The organism is Actinomycetospora sp. 2LY8.5, from assembly GCF_057180585.1.
The window spans coordinates 96,161-121,890 of sequence record NZ_JBXUHE010000001.1 but is presented as its reverse complement, the minus strand read 5'-3'; the positions used below and the strand labels follow the sequence as shown (position 1 = coordinate 121,890).

The 25,730-nt window shown below is 74.1% G+C and carries 24 protein-coding genes; 12 read left to right on the top strand and 12 right to left on the bottom strand.

Annotation, left to right across the window (positions count from 1 at the left end; genetic code table 11):
* The first annotated feature begins 3 nt into the window (after positions 1–3).
* From leuC to AC2A1K_RS00575, 3 genes are read left to right on the top strand one after another with little or no spacing between them, the layout of a single operon-like run.
* Positions 4–1,425: a 3-isopropylmalate dehydratase large subunit gene (gene leuC / locus AC2A1K_RS00585; protein ID WP_483894362.1), complete on the top strand. Its 1,422-nt coding sequence runs from the start codon at positions 4–6 to the stop codon at positions 1,423–1,425.
* 27 nt (positions 1,426–1,452) lie between these two features.
* Positions 1,453–2,043, top strand: a complete 591-nt coding sequence (gene leuD / locus AC2A1K_RS00580) for a 3-isopropylmalate dehydratase small subunit (protein ID WP_483894361.1) — start codon at positions 1,453–1,455, stop codon at positions 2,041–2,043.
* Positions 2,044–2,082: 39 nt separating this feature from the next.
* Positions 2,083–2,907, top strand: a complete 825-nt coding sequence (locus AC2A1K_RS00575; RefSeq protein ID WP_483894360.1) for a siderophore-interacting protein — start codon at positions 2,083–2,085, stop codon at positions 2,905–2,907.
* 11 nt (positions 2,908–2,918) lie between these two features.
* Here the strand turns inward: AC2A1K_RS00575 and glxA are convergent, their stop codons facing one another.
* The 4 genes from glxA to cofC all read right to left on the bottom strand — a co-directional run bounded on the left by glxA (position 2,919) and on the right by cofC (position 9,132).
* Positions 2,919–4,874, bottom strand: coding sequence for a radical copper oxidase GlxA (gene glxA, locus AC2A1K_RS00570; protein WP_483894359.1), 1,956 nt, complete (start codon positions 4,872–4,874; stop codon positions 2,919–2,921).
* Between the two features lie 164 nt (positions 4,875–5,038).
* Positions 5,039–5,962 (bottom strand): NUDIX hydrolase, encoded by a 924-nt coding sequence (locus AC2A1K_RS00565; RefSeq protein ID WP_483894358.1) that lies wholly within the window; start codon positions 5,960–5,962, stop codon positions 5,039–5,041.
* Between the two features lie 55 nt (positions 5,963–6,017).
* Positions 6,018–8,333, bottom strand: coding sequence for an RNA degradosome polyphosphate kinase (locus AC2A1K_RS00560; protein WP_483894357.1), 2,316 nt, complete (start codon positions 8,331–8,333; stop codon positions 6,018–6,020).
* Positions 8,334–8,424: 91 nt separating this feature from the next.
* Positions 8,425–9,132: a 2-phospho-L-lactate guanylyltransferase gene (cofC, locus tag AC2A1K_RS00555; RefSeq protein ID WP_483894356.1), complete on the bottom strand. Its 708-nt coding sequence runs from the start codon at positions 9,130–9,132 to the stop codon at positions 8,425–8,427.
* 130 nt (positions 9,133–9,262) lie between these two features.
* On the opposite strand from cofC, the gene AC2A1K_RS00550 reads away from it, so the two are divergent.
* The 3 genes from AC2A1K_RS00550 to AC2A1K_RS00540 all read left to right on the top strand — a co-directional run bounded on the left by AC2A1K_RS00550 (position 9,263) and on the right by AC2A1K_RS00540 (position 11,592).
* Positions 9,263–9,988 carry a lysophospholipid acyltransferase family protein gene (locus AC2A1K_RS00550; protein WP_483894355.1) on the top strand — a complete coding sequence of 242 codons (726 nt, stop codon included), beginning with the start codon at positions 9,263–9,265 and terminating at the stop codon, positions 9,986–9,988.
* Entirely contained in the window at positions 9,985–11,016 is a 1,032-nt protein-coding gene (locus tag AC2A1K_RS00545) for an NAD(P)H-dependent glycerol-3-phosphate dehydrogenase (protein WP_483894354.1), read from the top strand. The genes AC2A1K_RS00550 and AC2A1K_RS00545 overlap by 4 nt, the downstream gene beginning before the upstream one ends.
* Before the next feature lie 105 nt (positions 11,017–11,121).
* Positions 11,122–11,592 carry an ATP-binding protein gene (locus AC2A1K_RS00540; RefSeq protein ID WP_483894353.1) on the top strand — a complete coding sequence of 157 codons (471 nt, stop codon included), beginning with the start codon at positions 11,122–11,124 and terminating at the stop codon, positions 11,590–11,592.
* 19 nt (positions 11,593–11,611) lie between these two features.
* Here the strand turns inward: AC2A1K_RS00540 and AC2A1K_RS00535 are convergent, their stop codons facing one another.
* A complete protein-coding gene (locus tag AC2A1K_RS00535; RefSeq protein WP_483894352.1) occupies positions 11,612–12,271 on the bottom strand; it encodes a pyridoxamine 5'-phosphate oxidase family protein in 660 nt (219 codons plus the stop codon).
* Between the two features lie 69 nt (positions 12,272–12,340).
* Between AC2A1K_RS00535 and pdxR the strand changes: the two genes are divergently transcribed.
* From pdxR to AC2A1K_RS00520, 3 genes are read left to right on the top strand one after another with little or no spacing between them, the layout of a single operon-like run.
* A complete protein-coding gene (gene pdxR / locus AC2A1K_RS00530; protein ID WP_483894351.1) occupies positions 12,341–13,726 on the top strand; it encodes a MocR-like pyridoxine biosynthesis transcription factor PdxR in 1,386 nt (461 codons plus the stop codon).
* Positions 13,723–14,520 carry a tryptophan 2,3-dioxygenase gene (locus tag AC2A1K_RS00525; RefSeq protein ID WP_483894350.1) on the top strand — a complete coding sequence of 266 codons (798 nt, stop codon included), beginning with the start codon at positions 13,723–13,725 and terminating at the stop codon, positions 14,518–14,520. Before pdxR ends, AC2A1K_RS00525 begins: the two co-directional genes overlap by 4 nt.
* Positions 14,521–14,542: 22 nt before the next feature.
* Entirely contained in the window at positions 14,543–15,772 is a 1,230-nt protein-coding gene (locus AC2A1K_RS00520; RefSeq protein ID WP_483894349.1) for a D-alanine--D-alanine ligase family protein, read from the top strand.
* Here AC2A1K_RS00520 and AC2A1K_RS00515 read toward each other — a convergent pair.
* Positions 15,762–16,286 (bottom strand): DUF3515 domain-containing protein, encoded by a 525-nt coding sequence (locus AC2A1K_RS00515; RefSeq protein WP_483894348.1) that lies wholly within the window; start codon positions 16,284–16,286, stop codon positions 15,762–15,764. The genes AC2A1K_RS00520 and AC2A1K_RS00515 overlap by 11 nt on opposite strands.
* A gap of 51 nt (positions 16,287–16,337) precedes the next feature.
* Positions 16,338–16,574 carry an Lrp/AsnC ligand binding domain-containing protein gene (locus AC2A1K_RS00510; RefSeq protein ID WP_483894347.1) on the bottom strand — a complete coding sequence of 79 codons (237 nt, stop codon included), beginning with the start codon at positions 16,572–16,574 and terminating at the stop codon, positions 16,338–16,340.
* Between the two features lie 142 nt (positions 16,575–16,716).
* Here AC2A1K_RS00510 and AC2A1K_RS00505 point away from each other — a divergent pair, with 142 nt between their 5' ends.
* Complete coding sequence (locus tag AC2A1K_RS00505) at positions 16,717–17,712, top strand: thiamine-phosphate kinase (RefSeq protein ID WP_483894346.1); 996 nt, start codon at positions 16,717–16,719, stop codon at positions 17,710–17,712.
* Positions 17,713–17,767: 55 nt separating this feature from the next.
* Here the strand turns inward: AC2A1K_RS00505 and AC2A1K_RS00500 are convergent, their stop codons facing one another.
* Genes AC2A1K_RS00500 through AC2A1K_RS00480 form a run of 5 tightly spaced genes read right to left on the bottom strand, consistent with a single transcriptional unit; the run spans position 17,768 to position 23,323 of the window.
* Entirely contained in the window at positions 17,768–19,195 is a 1,428-nt protein-coding gene (locus AC2A1K_RS00500; protein WP_483894345.1) for a (Fe-S)-binding protein, read from the bottom strand.
* Entirely contained in the window at positions 19,192–20,355 is a 1,164-nt protein-coding gene (locus tag AC2A1K_RS00495) for an FAD-binding oxidoreductase (protein ID WP_483894344.1), read from the bottom strand. The genes AC2A1K_RS00500 and AC2A1K_RS00495 overlap by 4 nt, the downstream gene beginning before the upstream one ends.
* The gene (locus AC2A1K_RS00490; RefSeq protein ID WP_483894343.1) at positions 20,352–21,803 is read right to left on the bottom strand and encodes an FAD-binding oxidoreductase; all 1,452 of its coding nucleotides are present in this window, start codon (positions 21,801–21,803) and stop codon (positions 20,352–20,354) included. Before AC2A1K_RS00490 ends, AC2A1K_RS00495 begins: the two co-directional genes overlap by 4 nt.
* 3 nt (positions 21,804–21,806) lie before the next feature.
* Positions 21,807–22,565, bottom strand: a complete 759-nt coding sequence (locus AC2A1K_RS00485; RefSeq protein WP_483894342.1) for an HAD family hydrolase — start codon at positions 22,563–22,565, stop codon at positions 21,807–21,809.
* Positions 22,562–23,323, bottom strand: coding sequence for an IclR family transcriptional regulator (locus AC2A1K_RS00480; RefSeq protein WP_483894341.1), 762 nt, complete (start codon positions 23,321–23,323; stop codon positions 22,562–22,564). The genes AC2A1K_RS00485 and AC2A1K_RS00480 overlap by 4 nt, the downstream gene beginning before the upstream one ends.
* A gap of 133 nt (positions 23,324–23,456) precedes the next feature.
* Between AC2A1K_RS00480 and aceB the strand changes: the two genes are divergently transcribed.
* Positions 23,457–25,058: a malate synthase A gene (aceB, locus tag AC2A1K_RS00475; protein ID WP_483894340.1), complete on the top strand. Its 1,602-nt coding sequence runs from the start codon at positions 23,457–23,459 to the stop codon at positions 25,056–25,058.
* A gap of 9 nt (positions 25,059–25,067) precedes the next feature.
* Positions 25,068–25,637: a GNAT family N-acetyltransferase gene (locus AC2A1K_RS00470; RefSeq protein ID WP_483894339.1), complete on the top strand. Its 570-nt coding sequence runs from the start codon at positions 25,068–25,070 to the stop codon at positions 25,635–25,637.
* Positions 25,638–25,730 lie beyond the last annotated feature (93 nt).

The following is a 25,730-nucleotide window of genomic DNA, read 5'->3' as shown; positions in this document are numbered from 1 at the left end:
GAAGTGGGACGCACGCTCGCGGAGAAGGTCTGGGACCAGCACGTGGTCCGCCACGGAGAGGGCCAGGAGCCCGACCTGCTCTACATCGACCTCCACCTCGTGCACGAGGTGACGAGCCCGCAGGCCTTCGACGGGCTGCGCCTCGCCGGACGCCCTGTGCGCCGCACCGACCTCACCGTCGCCACCGAGGATCACAACGTGCCGACCCGCGACCTCCATCTGCCCATCGCCGACGAGACGTCGGCGACCCAGGTGTCGACGCTGCGCAGGAACTGCGAGGAGTTCGGCGTCCGCCTGTTCCCCATGGGCACCGAGAACCAGGGGATCGTGCACATGATCGGCCCGGAGCAGGGGCTGACCCAGCCGGGCACGACCGTGGTCTGCGGCGACTCGCACACCTCCACCCACGGGGCCTTCGGCGCGCTCGCGTTCGGCATCGGGACCTCCGAGGTCGAGCACGTGCTGGCCACGCAGACGCTGCCGTTGCGGCCGTTCAAGACGATGGCCATCGAGATCTCCGGATCGCTGCGCCCGGGCGTGACCAGCAAGGACGTCATCCTGGCGGTCATCGCCCAGATCGGGACCGGCGGCGGGGCGGGCTACGTGCTCGAGTACCGCGGCAAGGCCGTCCGGGAGATGTCGATGGAAGCCCGCATGACGATGTGCAACATGTCGATCGAGGCCGGCGGACGCGCGGGCATGATCGCCCCCGACGAGACGACCTTCGAGTACCTGATGGGCCGCCCGCACGCGCCGCAGGGCGAGCGATGGGACGAGGCCGTCGCCGCGTGGCGTGAGCTGCGCACCGACGACGACGCCGAGTTCGATGAGGTCGTCCACATCGATGGGGAGTCGCTGACTCCTTATGTCACCTGGGGCACCAACCCCGGCCAGGGTCTGCCGCTCGGCGAGACCGTGCCGGACCCAGAGACGATGAACGACGACGACGCGGCCGCGACCCGCAAGGCGCTGCAGTACATGGCCCTGGAGCCGGGGACGAAGCTGCGCGACATCACGGTGGACGTCGTGTTCCTCGGGTCGTGCACCAACGCGCGCATCGAGGACCTGCGCGCGGCCGCCGACGTGCTGCGCGGCCACCACGTCGCCGACGACGTGCAGATGCTGGTCGTGCCCGGTTCGATGCACGTCAAGGCGCAGGCCGAGGCCGAGGGCCTCGACTCCGTGTTCACCGAGGCCGGCGCCGAGTGGCGCTCGGCGGGCTGCTCGATGTGCCTGGGCATGAACCCCGACCAGCTCGCCCCGGGCCAGCGGTGCGCCTCGACGTCGAACCGCAACTTCGAGGGCCGTCAGGGCAAGGGCGGGCGCACACACCTCGTCTCGCCGCTCGTCGCCGCCGCCACGGCCGTGCGCGGCACGCTCTCGTCGCCCGAGGACCTGACCCCCAGCACACTGCAGCCCGCCTGAGGAGTCGAGACGCAGCCGGAGGAAGTCATGCACGCCTTCACCACCCACACCGGCATCGGCACGCCGCTGCGCGTGTCGAACGTCGACACCGACCAGATCATCCCGGCCGTCTACCTCAAGCGCGTCACGCGCACCGGCTTCGAGGACGGCCTGTTCGCCTCCTGGCGCGCCGACCCGAACTTCGTCCTCAACGTCGAGCCGTTCTCGCGCGGCAGCGTGCTGGTCGCGGGTTCCGACTTCGGCACCGGCTCGTCCCGCGAGCACGCCGTCTGGGCGCTGATGGACTACGGGTTCCGCGTGGTCATCTCCTCGCGCTTCGGCGAGATCTTCAAGGGCAATTCGTCGAAGGCGGGTCTGCTCGCGGCCACCGTCGAGCAGTCCGACGTCGAGCTGCTCTGGAAGAAGATCGAGGAGCGTCCGGGCCTCGAGCTGACCGTCGACCTCGAGGCGAGGACGGTCACCGCCGACGACCTCACGGTGCGCTTCACCGTCGACGACTACACCCGCTGGCGGCTCATGGAGGGTCTCGACGACATCGGGCTGACCCTGCGACACGCCGACGACATCGACAGCTACGAGGCGACCCGCCCGGCGCACAAGCCGGTGACGACCGGCTGAGCTTAGGCTCGCCTAATCTCGAGGCGTAGGGTCGGGATCATGGCTGCTCCGGAGACCTCGACCCGCGCCCCGCGCTCCCGGAAGGGCGGGTCGGGCCACCGGTTGCGCGTGCTGCGCATCGAGCGGCTCACCCCGCACCTGGTGCGCGTCGTGCTCGGCGGCCCGGGTCTCGACGGCATCGTCGACAACGGCTTCACCGACAAGTACGTCAAGCTCGCCTTTCCCTGCCCCGGCGTGGAGTACCCGACGCCCTTCGACGTGGCGGCCATCCGCGAGGCGATGCCCCGTGAGGACTGGCCGGTCGTGCGGACCTACACCGTCCGCTCGCTCGACCACCGCGCCGGCGAGATGGTGATCGACTTCGTGGTGCACGGGGACACCGGCGTCGCCGGCCCCTGGGCGCTCGCCGCGGCGCCCGGCGATGAGATCACGCTGATGGGACCGGGCGGGGCCTACGCGCCGTCGCCCGACGCCGACGCGCACGTGCTCGTCGGCGACGAGGCGGCGCTCCCCGCGATCGCGGCGGCGCTCGAGCACGTGCCGGCGGGGGCGCCGGTGCACGCGTGGGTGCAGGTCGACGGCCCCGACGACGAGCTGCCGCTGGTCACCTCCGGCGCGCTGTCCCTGCGCTGGCTGCACCGCGACGCCGGCGAGGACCTCGTCGAGACCGTCCGGGCCGCCGACTGGCCCGCGGGCACCGTCCACGCCTTCGTGCACGGCGAGACGGGCGACGTGAAGGCGCTGCGCAGCCACGTGCTCGAGGAGCGCGGCGTGCCCCGCGAGCTGCTCTCGATCTCCGGCTACTGGCGCCGCGGCGCCGACGAGGACACGTTCCAGGCCGAGAAGCGGGCCGAGAAGGCCTGAGGCGCGCCCTCCTAGTCCTGGAGTGCCCGGCCGCCCGGGCCGACGGTGACCATCTTCGCCACCGACGGCACGCCGCGGTCGTCGACGAGGAAGAGCATGTACGGGCCGGGCGGGGTCAGCGCCGGGTTCGGCGGCACATGCACCGAGACCCCGCCCGGCGCCGGGCCGACGTCGAGCGCGACCGAGCGCATGTCGGTGGTCGTGACGTGCGTGGCGGTCGACGCCTTGATCAGGCGGGCGCCGCGGACGTGGCTCGCGTCGGGTGTCGGGATCGTCGCGGTCTGGTCGAGCGCCAGGGTCGGCGGCGCGTTGCCGATCGAGGGCCGCGCGCCACCCTGGTACAGGTACGGCGGGCTGTAGATCTCGATCCGTTGCTCGAAGGTGCCCGGGACGAGGTTCTGCTCGTCGTCGAAGAGCGGGTCCGAGCCGGCCGTGAGCACGCGGCCGTCGGGCAGCAGGATCGCCTCGGTGTGGTAGTCGCGGCCGACGGCCGGGTCGGCGGCCGGGGTGAGCTGACCGGTGTCGGGGTGCAGCAGTTGGGCGATGTGGTTGTTGGTGCCGCCCTTGCCGCGGTAGTCGCGGGAACCGTTCGAGATCAACATCGAGTCGTCGGGCAGGTTGACGAGGTTCGGGTAGCGCACGCCTTCGGGCATCGACGGGCCCGGCGTGAAGTGCGGGGCCGGGTCGCGCAGGTCGAGGTAGTCGATGCGGCCGGTCGACCGGGGGCTCTCGCCGACGCCGCCGCCGCCGACGACGGCCATGCGCTGGTCGTTCGCCGGGCCGACGAACGCCGAGCCCGCGGTCTCGAGCAGGTCGGGGTCGCGCATGCCGGGGATCGCCGTGAACGCCCCGGTGTCGGTGTCCCAGAAGCCGGGCTCGCGGCCCCGCTCGGCCGGCCCGTAGCCCGCGTTCGCACCGGTGTAGACCATCTGCCCGGGCACGTCGGTCTCGAAGATCGCCGGGTAGGTCGGGAAGTAGTGCGTGAGGTCCTTGCGCGAGGTCCAGGTGTTCGCCACCGGGTCGAAGATCTCGGTCTGGCCGTTGAGGACCTCGCCGACACCGTCGAGCCCGGCGGTGGTCAGCACGCGGCCGTCCGACATCGGCGTGAGCGTCGCGTACCAGCGGTGGAACTCCATGTCGGGGACGCGCGACCAGGACTCCGTGACCGGATCGAACGTGTACGCCTGGTTCGTGCCCTGGTAGTCCTGCTTGCGCAGGGTCATCTCCTTGCCCTGCCCGTACACGTTGCGTGCGACGGCGGCCGGGAGTCCCTCCACCTGGTACTGGGCGGGGGCGGGGGTCACCGCGGCGGGCCCGGGGTCGACGGCCTCGACGAAGACCTGTTCCTCCGACGCCGTCACCTGCGTGCGCCTGCCCTGCCCGGCCTTCGCCGCGGGCGGGAGCCGCGTCTCCACCTCGGCCCGGTAGCGCACGCCGTTGGGGGAGACGAAGATCGTGCCCTCCGGTAGGACCGCGGGGACGTTCGGGTCCTCGTTCTTGACCGTCATCGTGCCGGCGGCGTTGGTGACCGCGCCGTCGAGGCGCTCGTAGCGCTGGGTGCCGCCCGCGACGAGCAGGCGCCCGTCGGGCAGCGTGGTCTGGCCCCCGCAGAACATGTCGTCGGGGACCGGGATCATCCGCGTCTGCCCGGTGGCCGGGTCGTAGAGCAGGCTCTTGAGCGCCCGCGTCGCGAACATGTCCTCCTTGTTGCCCGACCCGGCGATCAGCAGGACCTTGCCCGACGACAGCAACGCCGCGTGGATCGCGTTGACCCGGCTCTCCTCGGGGACGTCGATGGTGTCCCAGTGCCCGAACTGCCGCGTGTAGTCCGGGCTGTTGATCAGTTCCTCGTGGCGCCACTCGCTGATGTACGACCACGCCGGGGGGACGTTGACGCCCAGCAGGACGGCCGCGGCGACGACGACGAGGACGACCTGACGGACGCGTCGGCTGTTCGACGGACGCACCGGGGGGAGCTCCTGGCGGGTGGGCGACAGGCGGCCGGGGAAGGGGAGGGGGCGGGGGGCGAACCGACGCTAGCCCAGCCGGGGCCGCCTCCTGCGCGCGCCCCGATACATCCCGTTCTGTCCGAGTCAAGGGCCGTTCGGGCGATTCGTGGCGGCGTGCGGAGCTAGAAGACGGCGTCGCGGTGGTAGTCCGCGGCCACGAGCGCCCCGTCGGGGCCGAACGAGAGGACCCACACGCTGCCCTTGCGGCACGGCGGGTCGTCGAGATCACGGTCGGAGTCGGGGGGCGCGGGGGCCGCCGCGGCGAGCGCCGCCACGAGCTCGGGGATGCCGACGCCCTGCGCGCACACCGCCGGGACCACCCCGCCGTCGGCCGCCGCGTCGGCGAGCCGGGCCAGTGTCGCGAGTGCCGGGGCGGTGTCGGTCCCCACCGCCTCGTCGGACAGCTCCGGGGCGTCGTGCACGGGCAGGCCGGTGAGCGCCGCGGCGGGCTCGAGGGTCTGGCGGCAGCGCGCGATCGGGGCCGCGTACAGGGCGCCGACCCCGAACCCCGCGAGCAGCCCGGCGAGCTGCTGGGCCTGGAGGCGTCCCTCCTCGTCGAGGGGCCGCTCGGCGTCGGGCCGGGTCCACTCCGAACGTCTGCCCGCGAGCGCGTGGCGCACGATCAGCACGGTGCGCAGGCCTGCGGGGTGCGCGGCGAAGACGTCCAGCACGTCGCGGTCGGAAGCGTAGGTGAGCAGCGGCGCGGCGTCCTCGGGGACCAGCCAGCGCAGCTCGTCGGTCTCGTCGCCCGGGACGAACTCGCCCGCGCCCGCTCGCGCGGCCCAGTACTCGACGACCTTCTCCTCGTCGTTCACCGGATAGCGCACGGTCTGCAGGTGCCGGCCCAGCACGGACGCGAACCCGGTTTCCTCGGCGATCTCGCGCACCGCGGCGCCGACGCGCGTCTCGCCCGGGTCGATCTTGCCCTTGGGCAGGCTCCAGTCGCCGTGGTGCGGCCGGTGCACGACGGCGACCTCGACCTTCTCGTCGGTGCCGTCGATCCCGGCCGGACGCCACAGCACCGCACCGGCGGCATACACGGTCATCTGGTCGAGCTCCCCCTGTCGGCGTGCTCGTCCCGACGCTCCGTGTTCCGGACGGTCACTTCGCCCCCTGCCGCAGCAGCTGCACCTGGTGGTCGTCGACGGCCAGGCCCTCGTGGTCCTCGCCCGCCGCGACGGGCCAGGGGTCCCACGACCCGTCGGGCTGCAGCATCCAGCATCGCGTCGACGGCGACACGGCCGAGTCCATGATCTCGTCGAGCTGCGCGGTCAGGCGCGGGTCGGTCACCGGCACGAGCGCCTCGACCCGGCGGTCCAGGTTGCGGTGCATCATGTCCGCGCTGCCGATCCAGCGCTCCTGCGCGCCGACGAAGTGGAAGATCCGGGAGTGCTCCAGGAAGCGTCCGAGGATCGAGCGCACGCGGATGTTCTCCGAGAGTCCCGGCACCCCCGCCCGCAGCGAGCAGAGCCCGCGCACCACGAGGTCGATCGGGACGCCGGCCGCCGAGGCGCGGTAGAGCGCGTCGATGATCTGCTCGTCGACCAGCCCGTTGACCTTGATCCGGATGCCCGCGGTCTCGCCGCGCTCGGCCCGCTCGCGCTCGCCGTCGATCCGGGCGAGGATGCCGCGTCGCAGCCCGTACGGGGCGACCAGCAGCTTGCGGTACGAGGTGCGTCGCGCGTAGCCGGTGAGCACGTTGAACAGGTCGGTGAGGTCCGCGGCGATCGTCTCGTCGGCGGTGAACAGGCCGATGTCCTCGTAGAGCCGCGCGGTCTTCGGGTTGTAGTTGCCGGTGCCCAGGTGGCAGTACCGCTTGATCGCCGTGCCCTCCTGGCGCACGACGAGCACGGCCTTGCAGTGCGTCTTGAGCCCGACGAGCCCGTAGACGACGTGCACGCCTGCGCGCTCCAGCGCCCGGGCCCAGCCGATGTTGGCGCGCTCGTCGAAGCGAGCCTTGATCTCCACCACGGCCACGACCTGCTTGCCGGCCTCGGCCGCGTCGATCAGTGACTCGACGATCGGTGAGTCGCCGGACGTCCGGTAGAGCGTCTGCTTGATCGCCAGCACCGTGGGGTCCGCCGCGGCCTGCTCGATGAAGCGGTGCACGCTCGTGGAGAACGAGTCGTACGGGTGGTGGACGAGCACGTCGCCCTCGCGCAGCGTCGCGAACACGCTCCTCGGCGTCTCGCCCTCGCTGAACGCGGGGTGGGTGGCCGGCACGAACACCGGGTCCTTGAGCTCGGGGCGGTTGAGGCTCATGAGCTCCATGAGCGCCGACAGGTCGAGCAGGCCGGGGACCTGGACGACGTCGTGCGGGTCGACGTCGAGCTCGCGCAGCAGGAGCTCGAGCATGTGCTCGCTCATCGACTCGGTGATCTCGAGGCGCACCGGCGGGCCGAAGCGCCGCCGCGCGAGCTCGCGCTCGAGGGCCTGCAGCAGGTCCTCGTCGCGGTCCTCCTCGACCTCGAGGTCGGCGTTGCGCGTCACCCGGAACACGTGGTGTTCGACCACGTTCATGCCCTCGAAGAGCTGGTCGAGGTTCTCGGCGATGAGGTCCTCGATCGGCAGGAACCACGCCTGCCGGTCGTCGCCCGCCGCGCCGTCGTCGTCCGGGTCGGGGTGGACGCGCACGAGGCGCGGCACGTTGTTGGGCACCTTGACGCGGGCGAAGTGCTCGGTCCCGGCCTGCGGGTCGTGCACGGTGACCGCGAGGTTGAGCGACTGGTTCGAGATGTAGGGGAACGGGTGCGCCGGATCGACGGCGAGCGGCGTGAGCACGGGGAACACCTGGCGCGCGAACCAGTCCGAGAGCCGGGGGCGCGCCGACGCGGCGACCTGCGACCAGTCGATGATGTGGACGCCGGCCTCGTCGAGCGCCGGGCGGACCTCGTCGAGGAACACCCGGGCGTGCTTGTGGGAGAGCTCCTGGGTGCGGGCGGCGATGCGGACGAGCTGCTCGCGGGGCGTCAGTCCGTCGGCGCCGCGCACCGCGAGCCCGGCCTCGTCGCGGCGCTTCAGGCCGGCCACGCGGACCATGTAGAACTCGTCGAGGTTCGACGCGAAGATCGACAGGAACTTGGCCCGCTCGAGGAGCGGTTGGCTCGTGTCCTCGGCCAGCGCGAGCACCCGCGCGTTGAACTCCAGCCACGACAGCTCGCGGCTGTCGTAGCGGTCCGTCGGGAGGTCGGCGGCGGTGGCGGGGCCCGTGGTCGGCGCCGCCGGCACGGTGGGGGTGCGGCGGACCGCCCGGCCGTTCTCGTCGGGCGGGGCCGGGGGACGGGGACCGGCGAGCTCGTCGGGCGCCTCGTGGGCGCGGTGGGTCGTCCCGCGCGCCGGCTCGGAGACCGTCTCGGGGGCCGCCGCCGACGTCTCGGCGGACGCAGGGGACGCGGAGGACGACACGGAACCGCTCACGGCCTCCGATCGTGCCCGAGGCGGCCGGGTGTCGCGAGCGTCCGCGACCCGTCACACCCCCGGAGGGCGGCAGGACGCCCGGTGTCGGTGGTCAGGCGGGGCCGGAGGGGACCCCCACCGGGCCCGGGGCGTGGTCGTGCGACCAGGCCGTCCACGCCGCCGTGGCCGGGCCCGTGCCGAGCGCGCGGGCGCGGGACAGGTCGGCGACGGTGTCGACGTCGCCGCGCAGGCCGGGCCAGTCGCCGTCGAGGGCGACCGCGCCGTCACGGGTGTGGGCGCGCGCGGAGCCCGGGCCGAACCGGGGACGCAGCGCCCGGCCGGGGGCGGCGACCAGGAGCGTCGTACCGGTACCGGCGTGGTCGGCGACGACGGCCGCGCCCGCCCCCGTCGCGAACAGCGCCGCCGCCCGGGCGAGCGCGTCGTCGAGCTCCTCGGGACGCAGCGCCGGCAGGTCGGCCTGGAGGGCGGCGACGGCCCGGGAGCCGGTGCGCCGCAGGTGCGCCGCGCCGAGACGGATCGCGGCGTTGAGCCCGTCGCCGTCGTCGTGCACGACCTCGCGAGGCTCGCCGGCGTCGCCCAGGCGCTCGGCGGACTCGGTGGTGACGACCACCAGGCGCCCGACCCGCCGCGTCGCCCGCGCGGCGGCCAGCGTGTCCCGGGCCAGCGCCAGCGCCAGGGCGCGATGGGCCTGCTCACGGCCGGCGTCGTCACCGGGCAGGCCGGCGACGGCGGGGGCGAGGCGCGACTTCGCGCGGCGCAGCTCCTTGACCGGTACCACCAGGTCGACCGCGACGTCCACCACCCCATACTGCCCCCGTTCGGCCGAGCGGGGTGACGGTGGCGGGGTTCGCTGGACCGGTCGCCGGAGGCGGGAGAGACTGCGCCGGACCGAACGGATGTGCCCGGACCGAGGCGGAGGTGGCGACCCGGTGGCACCGGCGCGCGAGAAGGGCGGGCCGGCGGTGGCGCTCGCGGCCGTCGTCTTCTACCCCCTGACCCTGCTGCTGGCGAAGCGGCGGATGGAGGGGCTCGAGCACATCCCGGCGCAGGGGCCGGCGCTGCTGGTGTGCAACCACGTCTCCTACCTCGACCCCGTCTACACCGCGGTCTTCGTGCATCGGGCCCGGCGGGTGCCGCGGTTCCTCGCCAAGGCCTCGCTGTGGAACGTCCCGCTGTTCGGGCGCGTCCTGAAGGGCAGCCGGCAGATCCCGGTGAGCCGAGGGTCCGCCGAGGCGGGCGCGAGCCTGGAGGCCGCGCGCGCGTCGTTCGCGGACGACGGCGTCGTCGTGATCTACCCCGAGGGCACGATCACCCGCGACGAGACCGGGTGGCCGATGGCGGCCCGCTCGGGGGCGGCACGCCTCGCGCTCGACGTCGACGTGCCCGTGATCCCGGTCGTGCACTGGGGGACGAAGTCGGTGTACGACCACTACGAGCGCCGCTTCCGGCCGTCGCGGCGCACGACGATCACGGTGAAGGCCGGTCCGCCGATCCCGATGGACGACCTGCGCGCCCGCCTCGCCGACCGCGGCCCGCGGCCCCTGCTGCGCGAGACCACGGACCGGATGATGACCGCGGTGCGCGAGCTGCTCGGCGAGGTCCGCGGCGAGCCCGTGCCCGAGGTGACCCGCGGGACGCGGGGCGGCGAGAAGTGAGCGCGGTCCCCCCGGACGGCGTGCGCCCCCTCGAGCGGGTCGCGGTGCTCGGCGCGGGCTCGTGGGGCACGACGTTCGCCAAGGTCCTCGCCGACGCCGGGACGCCGGTGACCCTGTGGGCGCGCCGGGCCGAGGTCGCCGAGACCGTCGCCCGCGAGCACCGCAACCCCGAGTACCTGCCCGACGTGCCGCTGCCGGCCGAGCTCGCGGCGACCGCCGACGCCGACGAGGCCCTCGAGGGCGCCCAGGCCGTCGTGCTCGCGCTGCCCGCCCAGAAGCTGCGCGGGAACCTCGAGCACTGGCGCCCGCACCTGCCCGACGGCGTGACGCTCGTCAGCCTCGCCAAAGGCGTCGAGCGCGGCACGCTGCTGCGCATGAGCGAGGTGATCTGCGAGGTCACCGACGCCGCCCCCGACCGCGTCGCCGTGGTGTCCGGGCCGAACCTCGCGGGCGAGATCGCCGCCGAGCAGCCCACGGCGACGGTCGTGGCGTGCAGCGACCACGAGCGCGCGATCGCCGTGCAGCACGCCTGCTCGACCGGCTACTTCAAGCCCTACACCAACACCGATGTCATCGGCTGCGAGCTCGGCGGGGCGTGCAAGAACGTCATCGCGCTCGCCTGTGGCACGGCCGTCGGCCTGGGCTACGGCGACAACACGATGGCCTCGCTGATCACACGCGGGCTCGCCGAGATCTCCCGGCTCGCGGTGGCGCTGGGCGCCGAGCCGCTGACGCTCGCCGGGCTCGCCGGTATGGGCGACCTGGTGGCCACCTGCTCCTCGCCGCTGTCGCGCAACCGGCGCTTCGGCGAGGCCCTCGGCCGCGGGCTCACCGTCGCCGAGGCCGAGGAGGCGAACCACGGGCAGGTGGCCGAGGGCGTGAAGTCGTGCGACGCGATCAGCGAGCTGGCCCGGCGTCACGGCGTCGACACGCCCATCGTCGACGCCGTGCGGCGGGTGTGCGACGGCGAGGTGTCGGCCAAGGAAGTGGGCGACGAACTGATCAACCGCGAGCTGAAGGTCGAGTGAGTCGTCTCCACGGGTCGAGCTCCCCTCATCGGCGTGCTCGTCCGGGGCTGCTTGGTCTCCCGACTCTCACGTTTGCTCCGTCCGGCCCCGGGAACACTCCTCGCGATGGACGTGCTGCAGCGGATGGGCCCGAGGACGGCGCCGGCCACGGCGGTCGCGCCGCTCGAGCTGTGCGCTCTCGCCACCATCGAGAACGCCGCCGGCCTGCGCCGGCGCTTCCGCTGCTGGGTCGGTGAGATCACCGACGTCGACACCGCCGACGACCTGGCGCTCGCGGTCTACGAAGCCCTCGCCAACGTCGTCGACCACGCCTACGTCGAGCACGGCACCCCGGGGCTCATGACGCTCTGGGCCGCCGTGTCCTGCCCGCTGCTGACCGGTCGCGACCTGGTCGTCACCGTCGTCGACGAGGGGGCGTGGCGCACCAGCAGCAGCCCGGGCTGGCGTGGTCGCGGGCTGTCGCTGATGCGCGAGCTCATGCACGCCACCGCCGTCCTGCCCGGCGACACGGGCACCACGGTGCAGCTGCGCCGGCGGGTGCCGGTGACCGCCCGCCGGGAAGCAGCGCTGGTCTGAGGAGCCCGGTCGGGGAGGTCTAGGAGGCCGCTCGCGGGACGTGCGCCGGCACCGGCGTGTCCTCCGGCAACGCCGGGCAGGTCGTGACCTCGGCGACGCGGGTCTCCAGCCGGACCACTCCGGCCCACCGCTCGTCGCCGTCGGCGACCGCGTCGCCGTCGCCCGGCGGGCCGGTGCGGGCCTTGACGCTGGCCTCGGTGAGGTCGATCGCGACGACCGAGGTCGCGGCCATCTCCTTCGTGCTGGGCGCCGCCGCGTGGTCCTCCTGGCCGGGGGCGACGTGGGTGACGAGCGCGCGGAGAGCGGCCATCGCCTCGTCGGGATCGGTGACCTTGCGGGCGTGACCGCGCACGACCGCGCTGCGGTAGTTCGCGGAGTGGGTGAACCAGCGGCGCGCGTAGACCAGACCGTCGATCAGGGTGACGGTGACACAGACCGGCTCGCCGCCGCGCAGGCTCGCGGCGCCGCTCGACCCGTGCAGGTAGAGGACCTCGCCGATCCGGGCGTGCATGGTCGGCAGCACCACGGGCTCGCCGTCGACGACCCGGCCGAGGTGCGCGACGAGGGCCTCGTCGAGCACGGCGTGCAGCTCGGCCCGGTCGCTGCGCTGGCGGTCGCGGTGGCGGCGCACGCGGGAGCGGTCGGTGGGAGAGAGCTCCGTCGGCGAGGTGGCGGTCATGGCTCCCATGGTGGCCGTCGAAGTGGCATCCTCGAACGGCCACTTCCGGCCGAGTTCAGGAGGCCACTCGTGCGCGGTGTGTCCCCGGAGCTGGCGCTCCCGCTCGACCGCGCCGCGGTGACGCCGCTGGCGGTGCAGCTCGCCGAGGGCCTGCGCGCCGCCGTCTCGCGGGGCGCGTTGCGGGTGGGCGACCGTGTGCCGTCGACCCGGGCGCTCGCCGACGAGCTGGGCGTGAGCCGCACGGTCACCGCCGCCGCGTACGACCAGCTCGTCGCCGAGGGCTGGCTGGGCCCCCGCCGCGGCGCCGGCACGTACGTGCTGGCCACGGCCCAGGCGAGCGACCTTCCCGGCGACAGCCGGGAAGGCCGCGCCCCTACCCCCGAGATCGACCTGCGGCCCGGCTCGCCGTGCCTCGCGGTGCTCGACCGGTCGGCGTGGCGGCGCGCCTGGCGTCGTGCCGGCGACGTCGAGCCCGCCACCCGCCCCGAGCCCGCCGGTGTCCCCGCGTACCGCGACGCCGTCGCGCGCCTGCTGCTGCACCACCGCGGGCTGGCGGCCACGCCCGACGACGTGCTCGCGACCTCCGGGACCACCGACGGCTTCGCCGAGATCGTCGCCGTCCTGCGCGCGCGGACCGGCCGGGCGCCGCGCGTCGCGGTCGAGGAGCCGGGCTACGGGCGGGCCACCGCCCTGCTGCGCGACGCCGGGGCGGACGCCGTCGGGGTGCCCGTCGACGACGAGGGCCTGCGCGTGGAGGACGTACCGGCCGGGGTCGACGCGATCTACCTGACCCCCGCCCACCAGTACCCGCTCGGCGCGCGCCTGCCCGTCGCCCGCCGCGCGGTCCTCGTCGCCCGCGCCCGCGCCGAGGACCTGCTGCTCGTCGAGGACGACTACGACGGCGAGCTGCGCTACGACGTCGCCCCGCTGCCCCTGCTCGCCGGCCTGGCCCCGGACGTCACCGTGCACCTCGGCACGACGAGCAAGATCCTGAGCCCGGGGCTGGGCGCGGGCTGGATGGTCGCGCCGCCGCCCTGGCGCGAGGCGGTGCTCGCGCGCCGACGGGCCACGAGCGTGCGGCCGGGGCCGGCGGGCCAGCAGGTGGTCGCCGCCCTGCACGACGACGGCGCCCTGTCGCGCCACCTCGCCCGGCTGCGCCGCGAGCTCGCGGCCCGCCGCACCCGGGTCGTCGACGCCGTCACCGAGGTCGGGCACGTCGTGCGCGGCGACCGGGCCGGCGCGCACCTCGTCGTCCCGCTGCCCGACCGCACGGACGAGGACGCCGTCGTCGACGCCGCCGCCCGGGCGGGCGTGCGGGTCAGCGGCCTCGCCGGGTACCACCTCGACCCCGACGCGCCCACGGCGGCGCACGGGGTGATGGTCGGCTGGGCGGGCCCGGGCGCCGCGGAGCTCGACGGGGCGCTCGGACGCCTGAGGAGGATCCTGGCGTCATGACCGAGCCCCTGACCTACGGGCGCTACCTGCACCTCGACGCGCTGCTCACCGCGCAGGCACCGCTCTCGCGCCCCGAGGCCCACGACGAGCTGCTGTTCATCGTCCAGCACCAGACCTCGGAGCTGTGGCTCAAGCTCGCCCTCCACGAGCTCACCGGTGCGTGCGGCGACCTCGCCGACGACGACCTCCCGCTCGCCCTCAAGCGCCTGGCGCGGGTCAAGCACGTGCAGAAGCAGCTCATCGAGCAGTGGACGGTGCTGGCGACCCTGACGCCCACCGAGTACCAGCGCTTCCGCGGCTTCCTCGGGTCGTCGTCGGGATTCCAGAGCTACCAGTACCGCGCGGTCGAGTTCACCCTCGGCGCGAAGGACCCCGGGATGCTGGACGCCTTCGCCGACGACGAGGCCGCGCGCGCCCTGCTCACCGCCGCGCTGGACCGCCCGAGCCTCTACGACGAGTTCCTGCGCCTGCTCGCCCGCCGCGGCCACCCCGTCCCGTCCGAGGTGCTGGACCGCGACGTCCGTGCGTCCCACCGGGAGGACGCGCGCCTGGTCGAGGTCTTCCGGGCCATCTACGACGCGCCCGAGCAGCACTGGGACGTCTACGAGACCTGCGAGGAGCTCGTCGACATCGAGGACAACCTGCAGCTGTGGCGGTTCCGCCACCTGAAGACGGTCGAGCGCACCATCGGCCTGCGCACCGGCACGGGCGGGACGAGCGGGGCGTCGTTCCTGCGCCGGGTCCTCGACCTCACCTTCTTCCCGGAGCTGTACGCGGTCCGTACCGCCCTGTGACCGCCGCGTAGGCTCCGCCGGCATGACGGGCCCGGGAGACGGAGCGCAGCGGAGCTCGACCCCGCGGGGCTCCGCGCGCCCCCGTGTCGTCGTCCTCTTCGGGGGACGCAGCAGCGAGCACAAGATCTCTTGTCTGTCGGCGGGCAGCGTGCTCGCCCAGCTCGACCCGGCCCGCTACGACGTGCTCCCCGTCGGCATCACACCCGAGGGCTCCTGGGTGCTGGGCCCCACCGACCCGGGCGAGCTGCGGCTGAAGGGTCGCCAGCTGCCCGAGGTCACCGCCGGGCGCCCGGTCGCGCTGCCCGCCGACCCGACGCGCCGCGAGCTCGTCGCCCTCGACGACGGCAGCTCGCTGGGCCGTGTCGACGTCGTCGTGCCCGTCCTGCACGGCCCCGGCGGCGAGGACGGCACCGTGCAGGGCCTGCTCGAGACCGCCGGCGTGCCCTACGTCGGCGCCGGGGTGCTCGCCAGCGCGGCGTCGATGGACAAGGACGTCACCAAGCGCCTGCTGCGCGAGGCCGGCCTGGCCGTCGGCGACGTCGTCGTGCTCACCCGCGACCGCGCCACGCTCACCGAGGACGAACGCGAGCGCCTGGGCCTGCCGGTGTTCGTCAAACCCGCGCGCGCCGGGTCGTCGGTGGGCATCACCCGGGTCGCCGACTGGGCGGACCTGGACGCGGCGATCGCCACCGCCCGCGCCGAGGACCCGAAGGTGCTCGTCGAGGCGGCGATCGTCGGCCGCGAGATCGAGTGCGGGGTGCTCGAGCATCCCGACGGCCGCGTCGAGGCGAGCGTGCCGGCGGAGATCCGCGTGGTCGGCGGCGGTGCCGACGGGGCCGGCTGGTACGACTTCGACACCAAGTACCTCGACGGTTCGGCGAGCGGAGCGACGGGCGACGGAGGCGGCGCCTGCGAGCTCGACGTGCCCGCGAAGCTCGACGACGAGGTGGCCGAGGCGGTGCGCGCCACGGCGGTCGCGGTGTTCCGGGCGATGGACGTCGAGGGCCTCGCGCGCGTCGACTTCTTCCTCACCGGCGACGGCGGTGCGGAGCCGCAGCATGCGGGGGAGCGCGCCGACGGGGGAACTCGACCCGGGTGGAAGCTCGTCGTCAACGAGCTGAACACGATGCCCGGGTTCACGGCGACGTCGCTGTACCCGCGCATGTGGGCCACCGCGGGCGTCGACTACCCGACGCTGCTCGCGACGCTGGTCGAGACCGCCCTCGCGCGGCGGTCACACCTCACCGGCTGACCAGCGCGATCTTGACCCCGCGCGAGATGTCCTGAATGGGTCCGGTGCCGATGTCGTCGGGGACGGTCAGGCCGACGTAGACGGCGCGGTCGATGGTCACCCAGGTGCTGCTGCCCGGGACGCCGTCGTCGACCTCGATCCAGTCGACGCCGTTGACCACGGTCCGCGACCCGCCGCCGGCGAGCTCCGCGGGTCGGGGCAGGCCGCAGCGCATGACGACCGGCGTGGTGCCCTGCTCGCCGCCCCACGCGACGGTGCCGGGCGGCACCGGGTCGGCGAGCACGCGGCGCGGCAGCATCCCGCGCTCCGTGACCATCTCGCCGGGCAGGCCCGACAGGAGCCGCGAGCAGTCGGCGCTCGCCGCGGCCGGCGTGGGGACCGCCGAGACCTTCAGACGCACGGTGTCGACGTCGGGCACGGGCTCGCGGACCAGCACCACCGACGCCACCATCACGCCGCCGACCAGCAGCACGGGCACGGTCAGCGCGAGGGCCATCATCAGACGTGGGAGCACGCGAGGGAGCCGGCGCACCACCTGTGGCGCGCGGGAGTGGACCATCCGGGGCTACTCGGTGGAGACGACGGGACAGGTGAGCGTCCGGGTGATCCCCGGGACCTTCTGCACGGCGCCGACGACATCCCGCCCGAGCGTGTCGACGTCATCGGCCTCCGCGCAGACGATGACGTCGTAGGGTCCGGTCACGTCCTGGGATCGGGTCACGCCGTCGATACCGGCCACGTCCGAGGCGACCGCGGCGGCACGACCCACCTCGGTCTGGATCAGGATGTAGGCCTGGACCACGAACGTGCCTCCTCGGGGGAACGGGGCCGACGACGACGTCGGTCAGGGTGGCAGGGAAGGTACCGCAGGGAGTCGAGGGGTGAGCCGGACGGCGAACGGACGTGGGGGACACGGACGATCCGGAGGGTCCCTCCGAGGGAGCGTGGGCGCGCCGGGCGGGGGAGGATCCGCCCGGGCGGAGCCTGCTGCCGCGGAGACGGCCGCCGAGCTCGGTGAGTTCGGCGTCATCGAGCGCCTCACCGGTGAGCGCTTCCAGCCCGAGCCCACCCTGCTCGGACCCGGCGACGACGCGGCGATCGTCGCCGCCCCCGACGGTCGGGTCGTCGCGACCGTGGACACGCTGGTCGAGGGCGTGCACTTCCGTCTCGACTGGTCCGCGCCGGAGCAGGTGGGGCGCAAGGCCGTGGCGGCGAACCTGGCCGACGTCGCGGCGATGGGGGCGGTGCCGACGGCGCTGCTGCTCTCGCTCGCGTGCCCCGGATCGACGCCCACCGAGGTGCTCGACGGCCTCGCGGCGGGCGTGTGGGACGCCGCCGCGGACGCCGGCATCGGCGTCGTCGGCGGCGACACCGTGTCGTCCGACACCATCGTGGTCTCGATCACGGCGCTCGGTTCCCTGGAGGGGCGCGAGCCGGTCACGCGGTCGGGCGCGCGGCCCGGGGACGTCGTCGCGGTGCGGGGCGTGCTCGGGTGGTCGGCGGCCGGGATGGCGGTACTGCGCCGGGGGTTCCGCTCGCCGGTGGCGATGGTCGCGGCCCACCGGACCCCGCGCCCGCCGTGGCGCGAGGGGCCCGTGGCGGCGCTCGCCGGGGCGACATCGATGATCGACACCTCGGACGGGCTGCTCGCCGACCTGGGGCACGTCGCCGCCGCCTCGGGCGTGCACATCGACCTCTCGTCGCGGCTCGTGCCCGTCGCCGACAAGCTGCGCGACGTCGCCTCGGCCCTCGGCGGCGACCCGATGTCCTGGGCGCTCACCGGCGGCGAGGACCACTCGCTGGTCGCGACGTTCCCGGAGGAGGGCCGGGTGCCCGCCGGGTGGGTCGTGTGCGGCGAGGTCCGCGCCGGGACCGGCGTCACCGTCGACGCCGACCGCTGGGGCGGCGCCGGCGACCCGGGCTACCTGCACTGGCGCTGAACCCATGTGAGCACTTTCCGGGCCAATAGACCCGGAAAGTGCTCACAGAGACCGGTCAGCCCATCTCCGGCGGCCGGACGCCGCGGATGGAGGCGTCGACGAGCTGGATCGGGTGCAGCATCGGCAGCTCGCCGGAGAGGTACTTGCGGATCTGCAGCAGGCAGCCCGGGTTGGCGGTGACGAGGACGTCGGCGCCGGTGCCGCGGATGTTGTCGGCCTTGCGCCGCCCGAGATCGCCCGCCGCCTGCGGCTGCAGCATGTTGTAGATCCCCGCCGAGCCGCAGCAGATCTCCGCCTCGGGCAGCTCGGTGAGCTCGACGCCCGGGATCGACCGCAGAACCCTCCGCGGCTCCGACCGGATCTTCTGGGCGTGCCCCAGGTGGCAGGCGTCGTGGTAGACGACCTTCGCGTCGACGGGGTGCCTGCGGGCCCGCGGGTCGGCGAGGGTCTCGTCGACGACCTCGGAGATGTCGCGCACCTTGGCGGCGAAGGCCGTCGCGCGCTCCGCCCACGCCGGGTCGTCGGCCAGCAGCTCGCCGTACTCCTTCATCGACGACCCGCAGCCCGCGACGTTCGTGGCGATCGTGTCGACGTCGGCGGCCTCGAAGGTCGCGATGAGCTTCTTCGCCCGCTCGATCGCCTCCTCCTCGCGCCCCGCATGAAGCCCCAGTGCCCCGCAGCACGTCTGCTCGCGCGGCGCGATGACGTCCCAGCCCTCGGCGGCGAGCACGCGCACGGTCGCCTCGTTGACCGGATGGAAGAACACGTCCTGGACGCACCCGGTCAGCAGGCCGACGCGCCCGCGGCGTGCACCGATCGCGGGTGTGCGCGCAGGGATGCGGGCGAACGCCTCGCGGACCCGCACCGGCGGCAGCAGCGACTCCATGGCCACGAGGCGCTCGAGCCGCGCCGGCAGGCGGGCCATCAGCTTGTCCATGCTCTTCGGGCGCACCTTCTGGTACAGCGCACCGCCGATCGACGCCGCGCGCAGCCGCCGCCGGTAGGGGAAGAGCGCGAAGATCGCCTCGCGGAACAGCCGATCGGCCCGCGAGCGCGGCACGTTGCGCTCGATCTGCGGCCGGGTCGCCTCGAGGAGACGGTCGTACTGGACGCCCGACGGGCACGCCGTCACGCACGCCATGCAGCCCAGGCAGCGGTCGATGTGCGTGGTGAACGCGCCCTCGAGCGGGATCTCGCCCTTCTCGGCCATCTCCATGAGGTAGATGCGCCCGCGCGGGGAGTCCATCTCCTCGCCCCAGAGCGCGTACGTCGGGCACGTCGGCAGGCAGAAGCCGCAGTGCACGCAGTCGTCGAGCAGCTCCTGGGCCGGCGGGTGGTGGTCGTCGAACGAGCCGACCCCGGGCGACGTCGCGGCGCCCGACAGCAGGTCGGCGCGCTCGGGCGCGGGCGTCTCACCGCGCTCGGAGGAGAAGTCGGGCTGCCACAGGGGATCGGGGGGTCCGGTGGTGGGGTGGCTGGTCATGCGCTCACTCCGGTCGGCTCGTCGGTCGGCAGCGGCACCCAGGGCGCGAGTCGTCCGCGGCCCAGGCGCTGGTCGGGGTCGAGTGATGCGGCGACGGCGCGCAGCACGGCCGCCGACGCGGGCGCGGGCCCGAACGCGGGCAGCTCCACGCCGGGCGGGCGCTGGCGCAGCGTCGACGTCCCGCCGGCCTCGGCGACCCGGCGGTGCGCGGCGGCGACGACGTCGGCGTCGGCCGGGAGGGACACCGTCGCCACACCGGTGCGCGGCGAGGTGGTGACGTCACCGATCCCCGCGATCCCCGCGATCCCCTCGATCCCCTCGAGGACCCCGGTCAGCGCCGACGGGACCACGCCGAGGCGCAGCACGGCCCGGTCGGCGTGACGCCGGCGCACGGACGCCGCGTGCGCCTCCCAGGCGGTCTCGGCGTCGTCGGGGGCGAGGAGCTCGCCGGCCACCGCGTCGGCCAGCCGGCGGGCCCGGGCGTCGGCGCCGCTCTCGGAGCCCTCGACGACCGCGAGCAGGCGGTCGTCGTGCCACTGGACCGCCACGGCCTCGGCCGGGCTGTCCGCGATCCGGCGCGCGAGGTCGCCGGACGCGGCCCGATCGCACGTCACGGCGACGGTGGCGGTGGCCTGCGGGGTGGGGTGCAGGCGCAGCACCAGCCCCGCGATCACGCCGAGCGTCCCGTGGGCGCCGTGCAGCACCTTGGTGAGGTCGTAGCCCGCGACGTTCTTGATGACGTGACCGCCGGAGCGGGCGACGGTGCCGTCGGCGAGCACGATCGTCGCGCCGATGACGACGTCGCGCAGCGAGCCGTACTGCAGCGCGCGGGGCCCGGAGTCGGCGGTCGCGAACAGCCCGCCGAGCGTCGCGCCCTCGCCCGCGCGGGCAGGGTCGACGGCGACGCGCTGGTGGTGCTCGCCGAGCTCGGACTGCAAGGCGGCGAACGGCGTGCCGGCCCGGACCTCGACGGTCATGTCGCCGGGGTTGTGGGTGACGATCCCGGCGAGACCGGTGACGTCGAGGACCGCGTCGGCGGGGGCGGGCGTGCCCGCCCAGTCGGCGGCGGTGCCCGTGCCGGCGACGCGCAGGGTGCCGGGGCGGTCGAGGACGGCGTCGCGCAGCTCGTCGAGCGTGGTGGGCGCGAGGGTGGTGGTCACAGTCGCTCGATCACTCCGGCTTCCTCGAGGGGGTGGGGCTGGTACTTGCCCGGACGCTCGCCGCACAGCCGGGGCGTCGGGAAGAGCTTGCCGGGGTTGCACCGCGACTCCGGGTCGAACGCGAGCCGCACGCGGTGCATGACGCCGAGGTCGTCCTCGGAGAACATCGCCGGCATCGAGCACGCCTTGTCGGTGCCGATGCCGTGCTCGCCCGACAGCGACCCGCCCAGCTCGACGCAGAGCTCGGCGATGTCGGTGGACAGCTTCTCGGCGGCGTCGTGCTCGCCCGCGGCCTCCGAGTACAGCACCAGCGGGTGCAGGTTGCCGTCGCCCGCGTGGAAGACGTTGGCGACGCGCAGCCCGGCGTCGCGTCCCATCTCGGCGATGCGGGTGAGCACCTCGGCCAGCCGGGTCCGCGGGACGACGCCGTCCTGGACGATGTAGTCGGGGCTGATCCGCCCGACCGCGGCGAACGCGGCCTTACGGCCCTGCCACACCTTCCGGCGCTCCTCGGCCTCGGTCGGAACGTGCAGGCGCGTGGCGCCGTGGCGCTCGCAGATCGCGGTGAGGTGCTCGAACTGCGCCTCGACGTCGTCGGCGGGGCCGTCCAGCTCGACGATCAGCGCGGCGGGGGCGTCGACGGTGAGCCCGGCGCCGGTGGCGGCCTCGGAGGCCTCCATCGCCAGCGAGTCCATCATCTCCACCGCGGCCGGGATGATGGCCGCGTCGACGATGTCGCCGACGGTGTCGCCCGCGGCCTCGATCGACGGGAAGTCCGCGAGCACCGTGCGCACCGTCTCCGGGGTCTGCAGCAACCGCACGGTGACCTTGGTGGCAACGCCGAGGGTGCCCTCGGAGCCGATGAACAGCCCGCGCAGGTCCGGACCGGCCTGCTCCCCGGTCGGGCCGCCCAGCGTGACCACCGAGCCGTCGGCGAGCACGACCTCCATCTCCAGCACGTGGTTGGTGGTGAAGCCGTACTTCAGGCAGTGCGCGCCGCCGGAGTTCTCGGCGACGTTGCCGCCGATCGTGCACACCTGCTGGCTCGACGGGTCCGGCGCGTAGTACAGCCCGTAGGGCGCGGCCGCCTTGGAGATCTCGAGGTTGTAGACGCCCGGCTCGAGCACCGCGCGCCGGTTCTCGACGTCGATCTCGAGGATGCGGCGCAGCTTCTGCAGCGAGATCACCACGCCGTCGGCGACGGGCATCGCCCCACCCGACAGCCCGGTGCCCGCGCCCCGGGCGACGAACGGCATCCGGTACTTCGCGCAGAGCCGGACGGCACCGGCGACCTCCTCGGCGTCCCGCGGCAGCACGACCAGCGCGGGGATCTGGCGGAAGCCCGTGAGCCCGTCGCACTCGTAGCTGCGCAGGCCCACCCGGTCGGTGATGACCCCGTTCTCCGAGAGCAGGTCCGTGAACTCCCGGACCATCGCGGTATCCAGCATGGGTTACCTCCCCGGTTCCGCTGCGTGACGATCCTCGCGCGCCGACCGCACCACCGCCACCAGACGGCCGGGGTCGGCGAGGTCGTCGAAGACGTGCTCGGCGCCCGCGGCGTGCAGCTCCCGCACCGACGAGCGCCCCGTCGCGACCCCGACCGCGACCGCGCCGGCCCCGTGCGCGGCCACGACGTCGCGCGGGGTGTCGCCGACGACGACCATGAGCGGCGCCTCGCCGTACCGCTCGGCCAGCGCGTCGCGCGCCTGCTCGACCACCCGTACCCGTTCGCCCGGCCCTTCGCCGTACCCGCCGAGCCCGAGGTCGATCGGGCCGTCCGCGAGCCCGACCGCGGTCAGCTTCGCCGTCGCGCCGGCGCGTACGTTGCCGGTGGTCAGCGTCTGGACGACGTCCGGGTCGGCGGCGAGCGCGGCGACGGTCTCGCGGACGCCGGGCAAGGTGCGGGAGACGGCGACGAGGTCCCCGGCGCGGCGGTGCCAGCCGTCGGTGACCGCGGCGATCATCGCGTGGCCGAACGCGTCACCGCGCGCCGTGACCGCTTCGGCGTCGTCGGCGTCCAGCGCGTCGCGCAGCGCCTCGCCGATGAGCCAGTCGGTGTGCCCGCCCATCCGGATCGCCCCGAAGCGCGCGGCGTGGCCCGTGACCTGCGTGAACGCGTCGCCGAGCACCTCGACCCCGATCGAGCCGCCGAGCAGCAGCGTCCCGTCGACGTCCCAGCAGACGGCGACCTTCGGTGTGCGCGGCGTCATCGGTCGGCGTCCTCCTCGGGCAGTCCGGCGAGCTCGACGCCGAGCCGGGCGGCGGCAGCGACGACCGTCGGCCCGGCGTGCTCGGCGTCGGCGGGGGAGAAACGCGCGGCCGGCCCGGAGACCGACACCGCGCACGGGGTGGGCGCGCCGGGCACGGGCGCGGCGACGCAGCGCACGCCGACCTCCTGCTCGCCCTCGTCGAGCACCCAGCCGCGCTCGTGGGCGGTGACGAGCTCGGTGGCCAGGCGCGCGGGATCGGTGATCGTCGCCGGCGTCCGGGCGGGCATGCCGGTGCGCGCGAGCAGCGCGTCGACCTCGCCGGGCGGCATCGCGGCCAGCAGCGCCTTGCCGACGCCGGTCGCGTGCAGCGGCACGCGGCGCCCGACCTCGGTGAACATGCGCATCGGGTGCGGCGAGGCCGCCTGCGCGAGGTACACCGCCGCGTCGCCGTCGAGCCCGGCGAGGTTGGCGGTCTCGCCCGTCGCGGCGACGAGCTCGCGCAGCAGGGGGCCGACGCCCTCGCCGAGCACGTGGCCGGCGACGTCGCCGAGGCGCACCAGGCGCGGCCCCAGCGCGTAGCGCCGCCCGGCCTCGCGCCGCACGTGGCCCTGGGTGACGAGGGTGGCGAGCAGCCGGTGCACGCTCGCGGCGGGCAGGCCCGAGGCGGCGGCGAGGTGCGAGAGCGTCGCGCGCCCGCCGGCGTCGGCGAGGTGGTCGAGCAGGTCGAGCGCCCTGGTCAAAGACTGCACCGACGGCATCGGGGCCCTCCTCGACGGGGACGCCGGCAACACGAGCTGTGAGCCACTCCATCATTCCGCATTGCGGAAGTCAACTTCCATAATGTAGAAAGTTGCCAGCACCAGAGCAGTTCGTCGTGAGGAGCGCTTGACCATGAGCACCGGTGTCGAGGTGTCGGGTTACACCGTCGATCGCCAGGAGGAGGTGCTCACCGACGACGCGCTCGCGTTCCTGGCCGAGCTGCACCGGCACGCGCAGGGCACGCGGCTCGACCTGCTCGAGCGCCGCAAGCAGCGCCGCGTCGAGATCGCGCGCACGGGCACCCTCGACTTCCTCCCGGAGACGCAGCACGTGCGCGAGGGCGACTGGCAGGTCGCCGAGGCGCCCGCCGACCTGCGTGACCGCCGCGTCGAGATGACCGGCCCGACCGACCGCAAGATGACGATCAACGCGCTGAACTCGGGTGCGAAGGTCTGGCTGGCCGACTTCGAGGACTCGCACGCGCCGACGTGGGAGCTCGTGGTGGCCGGGCAGGTCAACCTCATCGACGCCCAGTCCGGCGACGGCAAGCTGACCTTCGACAGCCCCGAGGGCAAGCACTACGAGGTCTCCGCCGACGAGCAGCCGACCGTCGTGCTGCGCCCGCGCGGGTGGCACCTCGACGAGAAGCACATCACCGTCGACGGCGAGAAGATCGCCGGCGGGCTCGTCGACTTCGGCCTCTACTTCTTCCACAACGCCAAGAAGCTGGTCGAGCGCGGCAGCGGGCCGTACTTCTACCTGCCGAAGCTGGAGTCGCATCTCGAGGCGCGGCTCTGGAACTCGGTCTTCGTCAAGGCGCAGGACCTGCTCGGCATCCCGCAGGGCACCGTCCGGGCCACCGTCCTCATCGAGACGATCACCGCGGCGTTCGAGATGGAGGAGATCCTCTACGAGCTGCGCGACCACGCCTCGGGGCTCAACGCCGGGCGCTGGGACTACCTGTTCTCCATGATCAAGAACTTCCGCGAGCAGGGCCAGGACTTCGTCCTGCCCGACCGCAACTCGGTCGGCATGACGGTGCCGTTCATGCGCGCCTACTCCGAGCTGCTCGTGCGCACGTGCCACAAGCGCGGGGCGTTCGCGATCGGCGGCATGGCGGCGTTCATCCCGTCGCGCCAGGACCCCGAGGTCAACGAGAAGGCCATGCAGAAGGTCCACGACGACAAGGCGCGCGAGGCCGGCGACGGCTACGACGGCTCCTGGGTCGCGCACCCCGACCTCGTCGAGATCTGCCGCGAGGAGTTCACCGCCGTTCTCGGCGACCGGCCCAACCAGCTCGACGAGAAGCGCGAGGACGTGAAGGTCGGCGCGGCCGAGCTGCTCGACGTGCGCTCGACGCCGGGTGACGAGACCGAGGCGGGCCTGCGCAACGACGTCAGCGTCGGCCTGCAGTACCTCCAGTCCTGGCTCTCGGGCACCGGGGCGGCCGGCATCTTCAACATGATGGAGGACGCCGCCACCGCCGAGATCTCGCGCTCACAAGTCTGGCAGTGGATCCACAACGACATCGAGCTCGACAACGGCCGCCAGGTCACCGCCGACTACGTCCGCGCGATCGTCGACGAGGAGCTCGAGAAGATCAAGGACGCCCTCGGCGAGCAGGCCTTCGAGACGGGTCGCTGGCAGGAGGCGCGCGACGTCTTCGAGTCCGTGGCGCTCGCGGACGACTACGTCGAGTTCCTCACCCTGCCCGCCTACGAGCTCATCGACTAGAAAGGTCGCGTGTCGACCGAAGGGCCCCCTCGCTCGGAAGGATCGAGCGAGGGGTCCGTTCGCTCGGGACCGGCGGGTGTCGAGTTCCGCGTCGCCGCGTACGACGACCCCGAGAGCTTGCGGTTCGTCGACGCGGTGCAGGCGTTCTACGTCCAGCGCTACGGCGGCGCCGACCGCACGCCCGTCGATCCCGCCGACTTCGCGCCGCCGCGCGGGATCTTCCTGCTCGGCAGCCTGCCGGGCACCGGGCCCGTGTGCTGCGGTGGCTGGCGGCGTCACGACCGGTCGACGATCGACGCCGGCGACGAGGACGTCCTGCACCCGGGCGACGCCGAGATCAAGCGCATGTGGGTCGACCCCGCCCACCGGCGCCGGGGGCTGGCGACGTCGGTGCTCGACGCGCTCGAGCGGGCGGCCCGCGACGCGGGTTGCGCGCGCACGGTCCTCGAGACGGGCACCGAGCAGCCCGAGGCGGTCGCCTTCTACCGTGCCCGCGGCTACGCCCCGATCCCGCGCTTCGGCGTCTACCGCGACGATCCGTCGAGCCTGTGCTTCGCCCGCGAGTTGCCCGAAGCGTGATCAGGGCGACCTCACCCACGTCGGGCCGCGTGGCACGCGCGTGGCTCCCGTGATCTCTCCCCGTGATCTCTCCCCGTGCTTTCCCCCGGCGGC